This window comes from Allosaccharopolyspora coralli, assembly GCF_009664835.1.
GTDB classification, from domain to species: Bacteria; Actinomycetota; Actinomycetes; order Mycobacteriales; family Pseudonocardiaceae; genus Allosaccharopolyspora; species Allosaccharopolyspora coralli.
In genome coordinates this window covers 1,249,966-1,264,582 of the sequence record NZ_CP045929.1, presented here as the reverse complement: position 1 = coordinate 1,264,582, position 14,617 = coordinate 1,249,966, and the positions used below count along the sequence as shown (strand labels likewise).

17 protein-coding genes are annotated in these 14,617 nt (G+C 65.3%); 7 read left to right on the top strand and 10 right to left on the bottom strand.

Annotated features, from left to right (window positions below; genetic code table 11):
- Positions 1-18: 18 nt before the first annotated feature.
- The 4 genes from GIY23_RS06040 to GIY23_RS06025 form a co-directional block, all read right to left on the bottom strand.
- Complete coding sequence (locus GIY23_RS06040) at positions 19-204, bottom strand: hypothetical protein (RefSeq protein WP_154075755.1); 186 nt, start codon at positions 202-204, stop codon at positions 19-21.
- Positions 204-410: a hypothetical protein gene (locus tag GIY23_RS06035; RefSeq protein ID WP_187352043.1), complete on the bottom strand. Its 207-nt coding sequence runs from the start codon at positions 408-410 to the stop codon at positions 204-206. The genes GIY23_RS06040 and GIY23_RS06035 overlap by 1 nt, the downstream gene beginning before the upstream one ends.
- 286 nt (positions 411-696) lie before the next feature.
- Positions 697-849 (bottom strand): hypothetical protein, encoded by a 153-nt coding sequence (locus tag GIY23_RS06030; protein WP_154075753.1) that lies wholly within the window; start codon positions 847-849, stop codon positions 697-699.
- 392 nt (positions 850-1,241) lie between these two features.
- Positions 1,242-1,607 carry a hypothetical protein gene (locus tag GIY23_RS06025; protein ID WP_154075752.1) on the bottom strand — a complete coding sequence of 122 codons (366 nt, stop codon included), beginning with the start codon at positions 1,605-1,607 and terminating at the stop codon, positions 1,242-1,244.
- Positions 1,608-1,747: 140 nt separating this feature from the next.
- On the opposite strand from GIY23_RS06025, the gene GIY23_RS06020 reads away from it, so the two are divergent.
- The 5 genes from GIY23_RS06020 to GIY23_RS06000 all read left to right on the top strand — a co-directional run bounded on the left by GIY23_RS06020 (position 1,748) and on the right by GIY23_RS06000 (position 6,377).
- Positions 1,748-2,578, top strand: a complete 831-nt coding sequence (locus GIY23_RS06020; protein WP_154075751.1) for a hypothetical protein — start codon at positions 1,748-1,750, stop codon at positions 2,576-2,578.
- A 76-nt stretch (positions 2,579-2,654) separates the two neighbouring features.
- Positions 2,655-3,374 carry a protein phosphatase 2C domain-containing protein gene (locus tag GIY23_RS06015; protein ID WP_267313237.1) on the top strand — a complete coding sequence of 240 codons (720 nt, stop codon included), beginning with the start codon at positions 2,655-2,657 and terminating at the stop codon, positions 3,372-3,374.
- 47 nt (positions 3,375-3,421) lie between these two features.
- Positions 3,422-3,619, top strand: a complete 198-nt coding sequence (locus GIY23_RS06010; RefSeq protein WP_407646833.1) for a hypothetical protein — start codon at positions 3,422-3,424, stop codon at positions 3,617-3,619.
- Between the two features lie 215 nt (positions 3,620-3,834).
- Entirely contained in the window at positions 3,835-5,217 is a 1,383-nt protein-coding gene (locus tag GIY23_RS06005; RefSeq protein WP_154075749.1) for an NAD-dependent succinate-semialdehyde dehydrogenase, read from the top strand.
- Positions 5,218-5,654: 437 nt separating this feature from the next.
- Positions 5,655-6,377, top strand: coding sequence for a GAF and ANTAR domain-containing protein (locus tag GIY23_RS06000; protein ID WP_154075748.1), 723 nt, complete (start codon positions 5,655-5,657; stop codon positions 6,375-6,377).
- A gap of 1,909 nt (positions 6,378-8,286) precedes the next feature.
- On the opposite strand, the gene GIY23_RS05995 is transcribed toward GIY23_RS06000, so the two are convergent.
- The 6 genes from GIY23_RS05995 to GIY23_RS05970 form a co-directional block, all read right to left on the bottom strand.
- Positions 8,287-8,727, bottom strand: coding sequence for a hypothetical protein (locus tag GIY23_RS05995; RefSeq protein ID WP_154075747.1), 441 nt, complete (start codon positions 8,725-8,727; stop codon positions 8,287-8,289).
- Complete coding sequence (locus GIY23_RS05990; RefSeq protein WP_154075746.1) at positions 8,724-9,878, bottom strand: WXG100 family type VII secretion target; 1,155 nt, start codon at positions 9,876-9,878, stop codon at positions 8,724-8,726. The genes GIY23_RS05995 and GIY23_RS05990 overlap by 4 nt, the downstream gene beginning before the upstream one ends.
- A complete protein-coding gene (locus GIY23_RS05985) occupies positions 9,878-10,159 on the bottom strand; it encodes a hypothetical protein (protein WP_154075745.1) in 282 nt (93 codons plus the stop codon). The genes GIY23_RS05990 and GIY23_RS05985 overlap by 1 nt, the downstream gene beginning before the upstream one ends.
- A 2-nt stretch (positions 10,160-10,161) precedes the next feature.
- Complete coding sequence (locus tag GIY23_RS05980) at positions 10,162-10,569, bottom strand: SAV_915 family protein (protein WP_154075744.1); 408 nt, start codon at positions 10,567-10,569, stop codon at positions 10,162-10,164.
- A 400-nt stretch (positions 10,570-10,969) separates the two neighbouring features.
- Positions 10,970-11,188 (bottom strand): hypothetical protein, encoded by a 219-nt coding sequence (locus GIY23_RS05975; protein ID WP_154075743.1) that lies wholly within the window; start codon positions 11,186-11,188, stop codon positions 10,970-10,972.
- Between the two features lie 646 nt (positions 11,189-11,834).
- A complete protein-coding gene (locus GIY23_RS05970) occupies positions 11,835-12,470 on the bottom strand; it encodes a class I SAM-dependent methyltransferase (protein WP_154075742.1) in 636 nt (211 codons plus the stop codon).
- Positions 12,471-12,645: 175 nt separating this feature from the next.
- On the opposite strand from GIY23_RS05970, the gene GIY23_RS05965 reads away from it, so the two are divergent.
- Positions 12,646-13,713 (top strand): hypothetical protein, encoded by a 1,068-nt coding sequence (locus tag GIY23_RS05965; RefSeq protein ID WP_222850247.1) that lies wholly within the window; start codon positions 12,646-12,648, stop codon positions 13,711-13,713.
- Between the two features lie 129 nt (positions 13,714-13,842).
- The gene (locus tag GIY23_RS05960; protein WP_154075741.1) at positions 13,843-14,601 is read left to right on the top strand and encodes an SDR family NAD(P)-dependent oxidoreductase; all 759 of its coding nucleotides are present in this window, start codon (positions 13,843-13,845) and stop codon (positions 14,599-14,601) included.
- The last annotated feature ends 16 nt before the right edge of the window (positions 14,602-14,617 follow it).

The window sequence follows — 14,617 nt, the reverse complement described above, 5'->3', positions numbered from 1 at the left end:
GAGTCGTACTGTGTGTGGTTAGCGGCGGCGTTCGATCATTTCCATCTTCGCGATCACATCGCCGACCGCGCCCTTCAACCCGCGTAGTTCGGACCCGATGGAGCGTGGGGTGCCGAACTTGCGGAGCACGTTGTTCATGATCTTCATGTCACCGTCGATCCGGCGCACCGTGTGATGCACCCCGTCACTCCGTTGCAGTCCCATTACTTGTATCCCTTCGCTACAACCGTGCCGCCGTTTTTCGCGAGCGCGTCCCGCACCGCCGTCAACCGCGTCCGGGCCTTCGCCACCAGGTCCTCCAATTCGGTGTACTTGCGCTTGTCGACCACCTCCCCGCGAAGGTGCGTGACCCGGTCCAAGTCCTTGTCCAGCTCCTCGATCAACCTGCCCAACACATGCAGGCGACTCACCGCCGGAGTTTTCATCGCAATCTGCTTACTGATCGCCGGATGCGCCATGCTCTTCCTTTCCTCGTGTGTTCACCGACCCGTTCCATACCCCCGGGGGTCATGCGCGCCAGGTGTTGCCGCAGGTCTGGCATGTCGCCCTCCCGTCCGGAGTCACATAGAAAAACGCCGTACAGTCATGCCCACCCATCGCCACTGCCTCCCTTCGCCTGCTGGTCAATCGGTGTCGTGCGTGGTCAGCGGCCGCCGCCGAGGCAGCCGGACCCGTGAAACCCATTGCGTGTGCTCATCACAACCCCTCCAGTTCCTCAGCCGTGTCCTCCAAGCGTGATTCCGCGTCCAACAGCGCCGAAACGATAAAAGGAATGTTCACCGTCGCGGCCGGGCAGTTCTCATCCAGCACCCGCGACAACTTCTCGGCATCGGCACGCACCGTCGACACCCGGGACAACACCTCATTGCTCCGGGCGCGGCACCGCCACACCTGGCCTCGCTCGCTCACGTGTGACCACCCCACTCGCAAAACTCATCGAAACTGTGCACATAGGAACCGCCCAGCGAGCACGCCGCGCAATACCAAAACCGCGACCGCCGCACACCCACCGGACCCTGCGTCATCTGCTCCATCACCGAATCTCCTCTCTCTGGATGCCATGAAGACCCCCGGAACACACAGCCGCCGGGGGCCAACATGACTTCCCCCGACACGACAAACTCGTGCCGGAAAAAGGTATAGCTCGGTCCACTCTGGAATTCATCAAAGAACAGGCAGCCCCAAAAAAGGGCTTAGTAAGTCACATCGGCGATCAGTAATTGCCGTCGGGTGGGCTCAGGTCAGCCCGCGAGCTTGACGCCGGTCGCGCGCCACGACAGGCCCGACATCGTCCGGCCGCCCAGCTCGTTCTCCCAGTGCGAGACACGAGGATTGATCAGCTCGACCAGCATCCCGTCCTCGACCTCATCACCCGGGTCGGTCTCCAACGTCACCTTGATCTCGGCACCCTTACCCGCCGACCGGCCATCCCGAGGACGCGGCTTCGCGAACAGCAACACCACGAACAACGTGGACCCATCCACCGGGTTCGTCACCACCTCCGACGCCCCGCTCTCCGTCTCCCGCGTCTTCGCCACCGGAGCCTCCGACACCAGCAACTTGTGCCCACTCAACTCCACCGGGATGTTCCGCAACGTCTCAGCCATCGTTCTTCGCCTCCATGGGTGCGTGACTCTATGGTTTATCCCCCTAAACGACCGGCTCGTTATCACGCTCCGTATGTTAAGGGGTCTAAACACAAGCTACGGGCGTCGCATTTGGTTGTCAAGGGGCCTAAACTGAGCCGGTGACATCGAGGGACGAGTTCGAGGCGGTGCGGCGTGAGGCCGACCCCATCCGGCGTGGGCAGAGGGCGACTGACCTGATCACCACGTATCAGCACCGGTCGGCCGAGCTCGCACGGTTGCGAAAGGCCGCGATCGAGGAAGCTCATCGCGAGCGCGACATGAGCTATACCGAGATCGCAACGGCCCTCGGTATCACCAAGGGGCGCATCAGCCAGGTCAGGAAGGACGCGGCGGGCCCCGAACGGGTGCTTTTCGGGGTTGGGCCGGTCAGTGTGGGGATCCCGTACCGCTACCAAACGACGGACCGAGAGCGGCCGCTGATCGCAGCCGAAGATTCCACAACGGGGCAGGAGCTCGAGAAGCTGCTGACAGCCATGCGTTTCGCCGTCGACCGCTACCACGTTGGCCCCGAGACCGCGGACCTTCCCGAAGGCGATGGTGTAATCGTCTGCGGTCCGAAGTCCGCCCCGGTCGCCGGTTCCCTCATGGACGAAGATCCGAAGTCCAGACTAATCAAGGACGGCGGACGGTGGTGGTTCGAGCACCAGGAGACCGGCGAACGCACCGGCTCCCCATCCGACGACGAAGGCGCCCCTGCCGACGCGGATCTCGCCTACGTCGCTCGACACAACTTCGATGGCCGGGTACTCGTGCACATCGCTGGCATCCATGCGATCGGGTCGCTCGGAGCGGCCCACTACCTCACAACGAACCTCGGCGAACTGTACGACAAGGTGGGTGAAGCGTCGTTCAGCCTCGCCGTACGTGCCAGCTACGACGGACTCACGATCACGCATAGCGAGCTTGCAGCAGGACCCTATGTCTGGTGAACAAGTATGTTGCGCTAGCGCCCAGCTCCCGGCCAAAGCTGCAAGTGACGACAAGGTATTCACGACACCAAGTGCGGTGCTCGTCCTCGACGGGGCATCGGCGTTTCGGCCGGCCCCAGTCAGCGCGTCGACCTACGCCGACCAACTGGGCCGACATCTTGCTGCTCAGTTGACGAACACACCCGACACGGACCTGCGCACGGCACTCGGCGAAGCCATCGCGCAGACCGCCTGTGATCTCAACTTGCGTCGAGGCGATTCGCCGTCAAGCACAGTCGCGATGGTCCGTGTCTGCACCGACCACGTAGATGGTCTTGTGCTGGGGGACTCGCCGATCGTCTTCCCGCACGGCCAGTTGGCCGATCATCGGATCGACGCCCTCGAACTGCCGCAGCGCCAGCAGTACCGTCAGCGCCTCGCATCAGGAACGGGTTACGACCAACACCACCGTCGACTTCTGCACGAGCTACAAGATCAGCAGGCACAGTGGCGGAACCGCGCCGGTGGCTACTGGATCGCCGAAGCCGACCCCGAGGCAGCAAACCACGCGCTCACGATCAGTCATCCCATCGACACAACCCCATGGTCGGTACTGGCCACTGATGGCGCCTTCAACACCATCGAGTACCTCAACCTCAACGACTGGCCACGCATCGCCCGTCATGGCCCGCGTGAACTCGAAGCGCTCCTCGACTATTGCCGGAGCTGGGAAGCCAACCACGACCCCCACGGACATCACCTCCCGCGCTCCAAACAACACGACGACAAGGCGATCGCAGTCGCCCGGCGATCCTGAAACGATGGACCGAAGAGCGAGTGATCCCGACGATCACGGAGGCCACGTTGACCACCTCGCAGACGATGATTCCGACGGCCTTTCGTGCCGATGTCGAGACGTTGTGGGAGTTCCACGACATGCACCACGAGGTTCGCCCGTGCGACGTGATCGTGGGGCTCGGCAGTCACGATCTCGCGGTGGCGACGCACTGTGCCGAGCTGTTCCAGGCTGGCTACGCCCCGCGGATCGGACGGGGTAAATGAGACATAGCTGGTCACGCTCGTGAGTCCACGCCCACAGGGTGCCTTGGTGTCGGGTGGGGGTTCCCTCCTAGGGCACACCTCAGCCGGATTGATGTTTCCTGATCATGCGGTGAGGGTAATTCAGGAGACGCGGCGGCACGGGGCAACACCGCGGCACGTGTGCTCGGAGCCCTGCCGCTCAGCACCTGTTTGCAGACGCTGGAAAGGAACACGGTTTGTCTTCGTACGTGACGCTGAACCCGGCCACCGGTAAGATCGAGCAGGAGTTCACCGAGCTGGACGATGGGGGTGTCAGCAGGGTCCTGAGCCGGTCGGACGCTGCCTTCGCCGAGTGGCGCGCGACACCGGTGAGCGTGCGTGCGCAGCTCCTGATTCGGATTGCTGATGCCTATGATGCTCGCCAGGAGGAGCTGGCCAAGCTGATCTCGACCGAGATGGGCAAGCCGATGAAGGAGGCGGTGGGCGAAGTCCAGCTGGCTGGCGCGATCTACCGTTGGTATGGCGAGCATGGGCCGGACCTGCTGGAACGAGAGGTACTCGATCCGCAGGGATCCGAGGAGTCGCTGGTCCAGACCGCGCCCATCGGCCCGCTGGTCGGAGTGATGCCGTGGAACTACCCCTACTACCAGGTGGCCCGATTCGTCGCCCCCAACCTGATGGTGGGCAACACCATCATCCTCAAGCACGCACACATTTGTGCGGCGTCGTCGGAAGTCATGGCCGAGATCGTGCACACTGCCGGGGTGCCGGAGGGTGCCTACACCAACGTGTTCGCGAGCAACGATCAGATCGCCGACATGATCGCCGACCCGCGTGTACGCGGCATCTCACTGACCGGCAGTGAACGCGCAGGTGCATCGGTGGCCGAAACCGCAGGCAGGCATCTGAAGAAGGCCGTCCTGGAGCTGGGCGGCTCCGATCCCCTCATCGTGCTCGATGACGGCGACATCGAGCAGACCGCAACGATCGCCGCACGGGCACGCCTGTCCAACACCGGCCAGGCCTGTAACTCTCCGAAACGAATGATCGTGCCGAACGACAAGCTCGACGACTTCGTCGCGACCGTCACCCAGGCCTTCGAGTCGGCCCGGGTGGGGGATCCCACGGACCCGAGCACGCAGGTCGGCCCACTGTCGTCCATCGGCGCGCGGGACACCGTGGTCGAACAAGTCGAACGCGCCATCCAGCAGGGCGCCACCCTGCACGCCGGGGGCGACGCGGTCGAAGGAGAAGGTGCCTTCATGCGTCCGGCCGTGCTGACCGGTGTCACCAAGGACATGGACGCCTACTCCGAGGAGATCTTCGGACCCGTGGCCGTGATCTACGGCGTCGATTCGGCCGACGAGGCCGTCACGTTGGCCAACGACGTGGGCTTCGGACTCAGCGGCTCGGTGTGGGGCAGCGACATCGATCGCGCCCAGGAGATCGCCGACCAGCTCGAGGTAGGAATGGCCTACATCAACGAGCACGGCACCACGCTTCCCGGCCTGCCCTTCGGTGGTGTGAAGCGGTCCGGCTTCGGCCGCGAGCTCGGCCGTTGGGGAATGGGAGAGTTCGTCAACACACGACTGCGCCGGACTTCCAAGTCCAAGAAGTAGTAGGCCTGGCCGGGCGGAGGTCTGAGTAGTAGCGGTACACGAGCTGGCGCTGAGCATCGTTTCGACTGGTAAGCGAGGTATCGGCACGCACTCGAGGAACAGCGGGAACGGTTTCGGCGCTAGCCCCCGGCCTCCATGACCAGGTCGCGACACCACATGGGCGGCCCCATTGAGCGGACACGGACTAACCCGCGTTTGCCGTGCACACGAGTGCGGACCAACGCGGCGACTCGTGCACCCGCATTCGAGCGGCCAGGCTGCCGCGCCATGGGTGTCACATTGCGAGCTGGGACGCCTTGCCTGGGTGAGGCGCGGGCCGAATACTGTGAATGGGCTGGTGAGACGCCCGGGCGTTGGACAGTCAAGGTTGTGCCGGTTCACCACACGTGCCGGCATGACCGTGCGTCAGCTCAGCTAACCCATAAGGGATGAGGCCGATGGCGGCAAGCGGTGGCGGCAGGCGCCATGAGTTGGCCCGCACATTGAGCACGGTGGCCAGGCAGCTGGAGGCCGAGCCCGACGAGAACGACACGCTGGGCGGGATCGTGCAGGCCGCAGTGGCCACGGTGCCCGGCGTGGGCTACGGCGGGATCAGCCAGGTGCAGGGTCGCCATGTCACCGCACGAGTACCCACCGACCCGTTAGTGGCCCAGTGCGACCAGGCCCAGGAACAACTCGGTGAAGGCCCGTGCCTGGATGCGATCTGGCAGCAGCACACGGTGATCGTCAACGACCTCGCCACCGAGCCCCGCTGGCCGTCCTTTGCCGCCCGCGCCACCGAGCTCGGGGCGGGCAGCCTCATCTCGTTTCAGCTCTACGTACAAGACGACAATCTTGGGGCGCTGAACCTGTACGGCAACACCGGGGTGCGGTTCGGCGACGAGGCTCAGTTGGTCGGGGAAGTGTTCGCGACCCACGCGGCCATCGCACTGGCCGGTGCCCGCCATTCCCGCCAGCTGTCCGAGGCGCTGGACACCCGCGATGCGATCGGCCAAGCCAAGGGTCTGCTCATGGCACGCGACAACATCACTGCCCAGCAGGCGTTCAATCTGCTCGTCGCAGCCTCACAGCACGCCAACATCAAACTGTCCCAGGTCGCCCAGTGGATGATCGACGAGCACGACAACCCCGACGGCGACCACCGTCCCCACGCCCCCTAGCCTGGGCGGCCCGGTGACCTCGTTCACCAACCCCGCCGCCAGCGGGAACACTCCCCGCCGGGGTGTTCGTTGACCGATACGGGCAGTTAAGCCTCCAGCTGCCGACACACGCGCTTCGGCCACATGTCGGGAGTGATGGAGATGGCTTCGCCGATTTTCGGTCCCCGCGACGGACCCGCCCTTGAGACCCCCTCCGAGCTGGCCTGTCAGGTCTGTGGCCACTACGCACTGACCGAAGACAGCCCCCACGAGTTCGCCGCGGGCGTGATCGAACGATTGATCTGCCAAGTTTGCGGCGCCCACTGCACCAGGTGAGGTTGATCGGCGCCACTGGGCCCGGTTCTCCGGTTGCTACGGCGAGCCGCAAGGTACTGAGGCCGTGTGTACGACAGGGGATCCCCCGTGAGACACGGGTGGAGCCGAAGACGGGATCTGATTCCCAGACGGCGCCGGAACACACAGTCACCACCGCCTGTCGGCAGTGTCAGCCATCAACTGAACACCGCGTGGCACTCATGAACACCGCGTGGGACTCATCCAGCGAATCACGACACCGCAGCAGACCGCAGCAGAGTGCGTGTGTTCAGAGTTTCCTTACTTCATCAAGGGCGGCCCCTGCGGGGCCGCCTGCCTGCTGTTTCGTGTGGCCGCGCAAGCGGGCACGCCGGGCGTGCGGCGCAAGCGCCGGTCCCGGCGACCCGCGCGCGGCCACGAGCGGAAAGCAGGCGGCCGGGAACCACGCAGGGGCCGCTAGATGAGTAACCATCGCTTCACACGCGCACCCGACGAGCCAGATCACCGCAAAGAAATGTCCTCGCCGGACGGGCAGGCCAACAGGATGGCGGCGACCGCGCGGACGATGCGGTCAGGTGGGTGGTTCCGGGGAAGCCTCCATCCCGACGACCTCCCCGAGGGCTATCACGTCGTGGGGAGGGCGCAAACCGGGCACCATCGGCTACGGTCAAGCTCACAGGTTGCACCCTCCCCACGACGTGATCGGGCTACGCCAGGTCGACGGGATGGAGGCAAACCCCTCCGCTGCGAGACGGCTCGCGCCCCCACTTTACCCCCATCTTTGGACGTCGAATGTTGTCAAACGTCCGAGCACAATGGACGCTCGGATCGACCAATCCTTCCTGGTCACGGCACATAACGGTCCGTCAGCGTCAAACAACGACAAGCCGCGCGCTCTAATCTCTAGGTCGCAGGTTCGAACCCTGCCGGGGGCGCCACCAGGCAAAACGAAGAGAGTGCGTCTCGCACAGCGCTTGTCGACCAAGTTGTCGAGTTGGAGACGGCGACGGCGAAGCTGGCGCAGATGAGTGAGCGGGTGCGTACGCCACGTGCGGCGGTCGATCCGGCGTTGCCGTTCAACGGGGCCGCCGCCGAGGCTCACGGCGACCTGGTGAACGTGCTTGCGGCGTGGTCGTGAGGTTCCGGGCGGACGCGAATCGCCGTCAGCCACCGACGCCGCTCGTCACTTGGCCACCCACGCTTCGGCGTTGCGGACACATCCGCGGGCCGACGAGCTGCACGACGAGGTTTGCGACGCGGTCTCGCGTGGCTGGCGTGCGGTCGACCGCCCCCGACCGTGGCGGTATGCGGGTCCGTGTGACCAGTGCGACGAGGATCTGTACGCCCCGCCGGACGCGGTCACCGTGTGGTGTCGCGAGTGCGGCGCCTGCTTTGACACCAAGTCGCGGCGGATGTTCCTGCTGGACGCGGTCGCGGACCGGTTGGCTTCGGCGTCGGAGATCGCTCGTGCGATGCCGAGTCTGCTGGGCCGCAGCGCCACCCCGGCGATGATCCGTGGCTATGTGCATCGTGGACGGTTGATATCGCAGGGCCGGGACCACGCCGGGCCGTTCCCGGTTCCGGGTGGGTGACGTGGTGCTGTCCGGGTGAGCGACTATCGCTTGTACTTCACCCAATCCGGTTCAGGTGGCGTCAGGTTCCCGTGGAAGATCATCGCATCCAGCCACAAGCCTTGATAGCCATCGGAGAAGACCGCGGTCGTCCAGCACATCAAGATCATGCCAACGAGGAAGGAAATGACGGCAGGGAGTATTCCGGCCCAGCCTGCCATCGCAGCGATCGCGGGCCCGAAAGTAATGAGGCCTGTGACCCCCATGGACACGCGGAGAGGCACTAGGCGAGAGGCAACCGGAGCTTCTCGGTTCGCTCGCCACAGAGCGATCATTCGCGCAGGCGCGTAGGCGCAGGAAGCCGCGACGAAGAACAGCGTTAGCGGCCCGAACTCGGTTCGCAGGTTTCCTAGACTCAGCCACACGATCGCGGCCAGGTTCAGGACGATGAGGACTCCGAACCGCACTCTCTGACCCTTGGTCATCCGTCTCCGCCTTCTGTTGCGAGGTCGTAGCCCTCCTCGCCGAGCCAGCTTCCGACGCCCGCGGCGACGGCACCGACTCCTGCACCCACCACAATGCCCACCGGGCCGCCGACCATGGCGCCGACCGCAGCGGCTCCGAGGACGCCACCAGCCGTGCCACCCGCGAGGCTCAACCCCGCCTTACCGACAGGTTTCCCATCATTGACAACTTGCTCGATCTGGACACCCGCGCTAATGGCGGTGCCGAGAATCGGGACGCCCTTCACCGACGAGCCGAGCATGCGCGAAGCCGAACCGCTGATTCCGGTCCGGCTGTGCAGCCGATCCATGACGACCTGAGACTTCGCGGACTGTTTCTCGGCCCACGCGGCCCTGCTCGACATCTTGCCCGCCTTCGCGGCCTGCGCCCGCTGCTGCGCCGGAGTCAACGCCGCATCCTGCGCGGCCGAAGCGGCGTGGGTGGCCTTGGCGTGGAATCCCTCCGCCTTGGCGGCGAACTTGTCCGCGCTGATCTGCGGCGTTGTGACCATAGACGTGTTCACGCCCACGAGCGTCCAGAACGCACCACTCTTCAGGGACTCGAAGACGTTCTTTTCGTAGTCCATCGCCTCTGTGAGCGCCTGGTGCGCGTCCCTTTCCTTATTACGCGCACGCTCCACGGTGTGCTGAGCTTCGTTGAACCCGCGCACCTTGCGCTCGTGATCGGCCATTGCCTCGCCATGCGCGAGCATTGGCTCAAGGGAGCCCTCGCCGAGTCGCGGCGGGCCGGTGGCCTCTGGGGGCGCCGCAGGTGCCGGTCCGGGCGGCTCGATCGTCGTCGGTGTCACCGTCAGCCCGTGTTTGGCCGCGACCTCGCGTGCTTGACGTACCCACCCGCGCACCGTCTGCAACTCGTCGGCGAAGGTTTCCAACGCCTTCTGGCCACGACTCGCGGCCTCCGCCAGGTCACTGGCAGCCCGCCCCCGCTTCTGCATCGCCTCCCGGAAGGCGTCCCCAGCCTCGCCCGTCCAGCATGACTCGGACTCGCTGCGCACCCGATAAAGGCCGGTACCGACCTCATCAGATCCCGCGCTGAGCTTGCTCAACTCTTCCGCCGTCGCCCGGCACGAGTCCGGCAGGCCCTTCACTGCGGTGTTGATCGCGCCGGTCATCAGTTACTTCCCCCAGTTGGCAACCCCGAAGCCGCCTGATCATCCGTGCGCGTGTAGACCCCGCCGCTGTCTGCGACCTCCGCCGCCGCCTGCTGTGTGTCCTGGGTCATCGTCGTCAACGACTCGTAGAGCGAAGCCATCATGCCCGTTACCGCGGCCGTCGACTCACCCGCGTCGACCTCGCCTTCCGGAGCCCCGGCCGCCGCATTGAGGCTGTTCAACGACTCGTTGATGGTGTTCGACAGCCCGTCCAGGTCCGCCTGATCGGCTTGAAAGCCCACGTTCAGTTCCCTCCCCGTTCGTTACCGCTGATCTCAGGCAGCGGCAGGTCCTGCACGATCCCGTCCGCGCCAGCCGTGGACACGATCTCCGGCAGCGAGTCCAACGTCACCGCCAGCCATGGCTGCTCTTCCCCACAACACGCCACCAAGGACTCCACACTCGTGTAGATCGGCAGCGCCAACTGCCCCGTATCGGTGCGGCGGAACTGGATCTCGGCCTCATCGCCCACCGACGAGAACTCCGCCGTCGGCACCAGCACCGTGCCCTCATCCTCGGCACCCTGCTCAGCGTTCTGCTCGGCGTCCGGCTCAGGCTGGGCAGCCCAGTCGTCCACATCGTCGAAGTGCTCCGGTTCGAACACCGCAGGCGCCACCGCCCCGTCGTCAGCGCTGAACGCGCCCGGCGACATACTTCCCCCTCAACCGACCAGCTACCCCGGTCACACTGCCTACGCTGTCCATCGCGAGCACACCGTATCGAACACGGCCTCGACGCAAGAGCGGGTTACTACTCATCACCCGAACAGCACAGAGTGACCCGCAACACCCTCTCCAACATCGGGCACTCGCCGAAGCGTGATTCCGGCTACACGTGGTCACACGTCCACTGTGGAATGATCTAATCTCCAGGTCGCAGGTTCGAACCCTGCCGGGGGCGCAACCAGGCAAAACGAACAGAGTGAGTCTCGCACAGCGCTTGTGACTCCGTGGCCTGCGCAGGGTGGTCTTCTGAGCCCTTCGGTCAGTCGATGATCCGTGGCTTCGTGCACCCGGGCCGTGGCCGATTCGCACTTTCCGTGAGCAGAGAAGCTACCGCTTGTATTTGACCCGATCCGGCTCCGGCGGCGCCAGGTCTCCGTGGAAGATCGAAGTATCCAGCCACAAGCCCTGGTAGCCGTCCGAGGAGACCGCCGCCGCTGCCCTCTGCCGTCGCGTGAGGGCGACCGAGGCACCACCAGCCTGGTACTCGACCTCGACCTTGGAAAGCTCGTACAGCCTGACGTGACTCTTGAGGCTGGGGCGAACCACTCGGCACCGGCCGAGAATCCCTGGCTCTGTCCGAGGAAGTAGAACCCTCGAAGAGCCACAGACACCACGAGCGCTATTCACGAGAAGCCACCGTCAAAAATGCACAGGAACGCGATCACGAGGACGCCCAGCGCTAAACCCCCTTTGAACATTCCGTACTCGGTCTGTTGATACCACTCCGGGACCGGTCCTTCGCCTTCTGGAGATTGTGGGAACTTCGCACGCCTGCGGTCGGTTTTGCCCTCGTTCTTCCACGGAGTGATGACGGGTGCCTGTGGTGGCCTCGGTTCGCCCGTGGCACTGTCGGGTTGCGGGGCAACTTGGGGCACCCGGCACTCCTTTCGTCCTCTGTGGACTGCTCAATCGAACAGGTTCCAGCCGGAATCGACAGCGATCCCGAAACCGATACCAACCAGGGCACCACCGACGACACCGACCGGACCACCGAACATGGCACCGATCGCCGCAGGCCACGGCACCCGACACGAAGGAGGCTCCACCGGAGACCACAGCCTGCGTCGGATCCTTACCCTGATTGATGTCATAGCCGACACCTGCCGCAGTGGAGTAGCGCCCGTCGTCGCAACCTGACCGGCCGCCGGCTCAGCTCGGTGCCCCGACGCCGCGGCGTGGCGCAGAACCAGCGTCACTTGTCCTCGGGTTTGCGCGCGACAAGGCGTTCCACCAGGCCGAGATTGAATCGCTGCGAGGACTCGACCTCGAGTCCCGCGGCTTCGATTTCCTTCCGCGGGCGATGCACCCAACGTTCGCCTGCAAGGGGAATCGTCGCCTTCTCCAGCACGCTTTGAAAAGCCCGCACAAGCCGGGAGCTGCTGCCGATGTGGTCCGCAAGCAGCAGCCGGCCACCTGGCCGCACGACCCGCACCATTTCCGCGACAGCCTGGGGCTGATCCGGAATCGCACACAACGAGAACGTGCACACGACCGTGTCGAAGGACTCCGCCGGGAACGGAAGCGACCGCGCGTCGCCCTCCAGCAGCGTGGTCTCCCGGCCGAGTTCTCCGCTGCGCTGCCGGGCACGGCTGAGCATGGCCGGGCTCCACTCGATCCCGGTCAAGGCGATCTCGCCGGGATAGAATGCGAGATTGAGACCCGTTCCGATCGCGACCTCGAGAACCTCGCCGCTCGCGCGGGAACAGACCCAGTCACGGCTGTCCCACAGCAGCAGCCGCTCGCACACTCCCATGGTCCGGTCGTAGGACGGTGCGCTCTTGTCCCAGTGGCGCCGCCACCGTTCGGCACGGTCGTTCGCGGCCGTCATACAGCCCCTCCCTTCTTCAGCCCGAGTGTGACGCGGGCAGGGGCGAACCCCAGCCTGGCATGCGCGAAACGGCCGATGGAACTGGAAATCGCTGTTAGCATCGCCGTCATCGACCTACCTGAGCCGCAGGGGAGTCACCGACGCAGCGGAGCTGCGGTCACGGAGGTCGCGTTCCATGCAGACGTCACGCCCGGATTCGTGGCGGGCACAAGGCAGTTCCCAGATGCAGGTCTTCTGGGACATGGTCGACGGTCCGATGCCTCGCGGACTTCTCGGCGTGGGTGACCCGGATGTGCATCGCATCGACGGTCGCTGGACGCTTTTTCTCGGGGGCTTTTCGACCGGGTTCCGTAATCGCCTCTACCGGGCGAGGCTTTCCGATGACGGTTCACTCGCGACAGGGCCGTGGATTGTCGATCACGACGGCAAGAACCGTGTCACCGCACTCACAGCGGACCCGCCGCGCGACGGATGGGACGCCGCCGGGATGCACACCCCGAGCTATGTTCCCGCATCCGGCCGACACGGCCCACGCATCTACTACACCGGCCGCGCGACGTCGAAGCACTACGGCCCCAAGAGCCGCTACTCGATCGGTGTCCTCGAGTACCGGGACGGGAGCTGGCACCGCAGGAACGAGCCGGTCCTGCAAGGCGAAGCTCCACGGGCGAGCGTGCTCGAACCCTTCGTGATCCACACCGACGGTCGTTACCGCATGTGGTATCAGGCGAATCCGCACGAGATCGGCCCCGGCGAACAACCGGACTACGAACTGCGCTGCGTCGACAGCGAGGACGGACTCACCGACTGGTCACCGCCGCGGGTCTTCGCGGACTCGTCCGAGGGCTTCTTCGACAACGCGCTCGCCCGAGGCCGCGACGGTTGGGTCATGGTTCTCGCACGCGGGTCGAACCTCCACGGTGTCCGCGACTTCCCCGGGCAGGGGCTGTGGTGGATCACCGCACCTCACCCCAGCGCCGACCGGGGCGACTGGTCGGAACCGAGACGGCTGCTCGACACCGACGTGTCCGACACGCCGAACTGGTGTGCGCGCGGAACCTACGGTCCCGCACTCGCCTTCGCCGATCCGGAATCCATGCACGCGACGGTCTACGTCACCGGCACGCGAGCAGCACCCCGCTGGCCACAGTTATTCCTCCAACGGCTGGCACGGTTCCGTCGGCCGCCCGTACCGGCACCGTTCTACTTGGCCACCGGCACTCTCGAAGTCGACCTCACCTGAACCGCGATTGGTGCGAACGGCACTCTCGCCCCGTCTCATGAGGCGAAAGTGCCGTTCGCACCGCTGCGAATCGGTGTTCGAGGCGAATGGCACGATGTGCCAGCGGAGAGACGGCATCGGGAGGCACACGTGAGCACATCGGGTCTGGATCAAGCGGGCGTCATCGTCACCGGAGGCGGGTCGGGCATCGGGCGGGCCAGCGCTCTGCGTTTCGCCGAGGCGGGTGCCCGCGTGCTCATCGCCGATCTGAACCCGGACACCGGCGCCGCCACCGCGAAGGAGATCAGCGACTCCGGCGGCACCGCGGTGAGCGTCGCAGGAGACCTCAGCGACCCCGCCGTCGTCGACGAGGTCGTCAACACGGCGCGCACCGAGTTCGGCGGGATCGACGTTCTCGTCAACAACGCCGGCATCATGGACGGAATGGGCGCCCCGCACGAGATCACCGACGCGGAGTGGGACCGGTTGCTGCGGATCAATCTCACCGCGCCGTTCCTGCTCCTGCGTGCGGTCGTGCCGGGAATGCTGGAGAAGGGCAAGGGCTCGATCGTCAACACCGCTTCGGAGGCCAGCCTGCGTGGCGGCGCCTCCGGAACCGCTTACACCGTGTCCAAACACGGTGTGGCCGGGCTGACGAAATCGGCGGCAGTCATGTATCGGGACTCGGGTATCCGCGTCAATGCGGTCGCTCCGGGGGGCACGGTCACCAACATCGAGGTCACCGCGGACCCCGAGGGACACGGCCCCGCCGCCCTCGGCCCCAACATCGACGTCCGCATCGGCGAGGCGGACGAGATCGCCGCCGCGATCGTGTTCCTCGCCTCCGACGCGGCGAGCAACGTCAACGGCGTGATCCTGCCAGTCGACAACGGATGGTCCGCCGTCTGAGAGCCTGTCTTTGATC

What these genes read in the sequence shown, in the direction of transcription:
- GIY23_RS05980 (WP_154075744.1), bottom strand. Translation starts at nt 10,569, where the DNA reads ATGTCGCCGGGCGCGTTCAGCGCTGACGACGGGGCGGTGGCGCCTGCG.
- GIY23_RS05970 (WP_154075742.1), bottom strand. Translation starts at nt 12,470, where the DNA reads ATGACGGCCGCGAACGACCGTGCCGAACGGTGGCGGCGCCACTGGGAC.
- GIY23_RS05995 (WP_154075747.1), bottom strand. Translation starts at nt 8,727, where the DNA reads ATGACCAAGGGTCAGAGAGTGCGGTTCGGAGTCCTCATCGTCCTGAAC.
- GIY23_RS06000 (WP_154075748.1), top strand. Translation starts at nt 5,655, where the DNA reads ATGGCGGCAAGCGGTGGCGGCAGGCGCCATGAGTTGGCCCGCACATTG.
- GIY23_RS05990 (WP_154075746.1), bottom strand. Translation starts at nt 9,878, where the DNA reads ATGACCGGCGCGATCAACACCGCAGTGAAGGGCCTGCCGGACTCGTGC.
- GIY23_RS05965 (WP_222850247.1), top strand. Translation starts at nt 12,646, where the DNA reads ATGCAGACGTCACGCCCGGATTCGTGGCGGGCACAAGGCAGTTCCCAG.
- GIY23_RS06025 (WP_154075752.1), bottom strand. Translation starts at nt 1,607, where the DNA reads ATGGCTGAGACGTTGCGGAACATCCCGGTGGAGTTGAGTGGGCACAAG.
- GIY23_RS06040 (WP_154075755.1), bottom strand. Translation starts at nt 204, where the DNA reads ATGGGACTGCAACGGAGTGACGGGGTGCATCACACGGTGCGCCGGATC.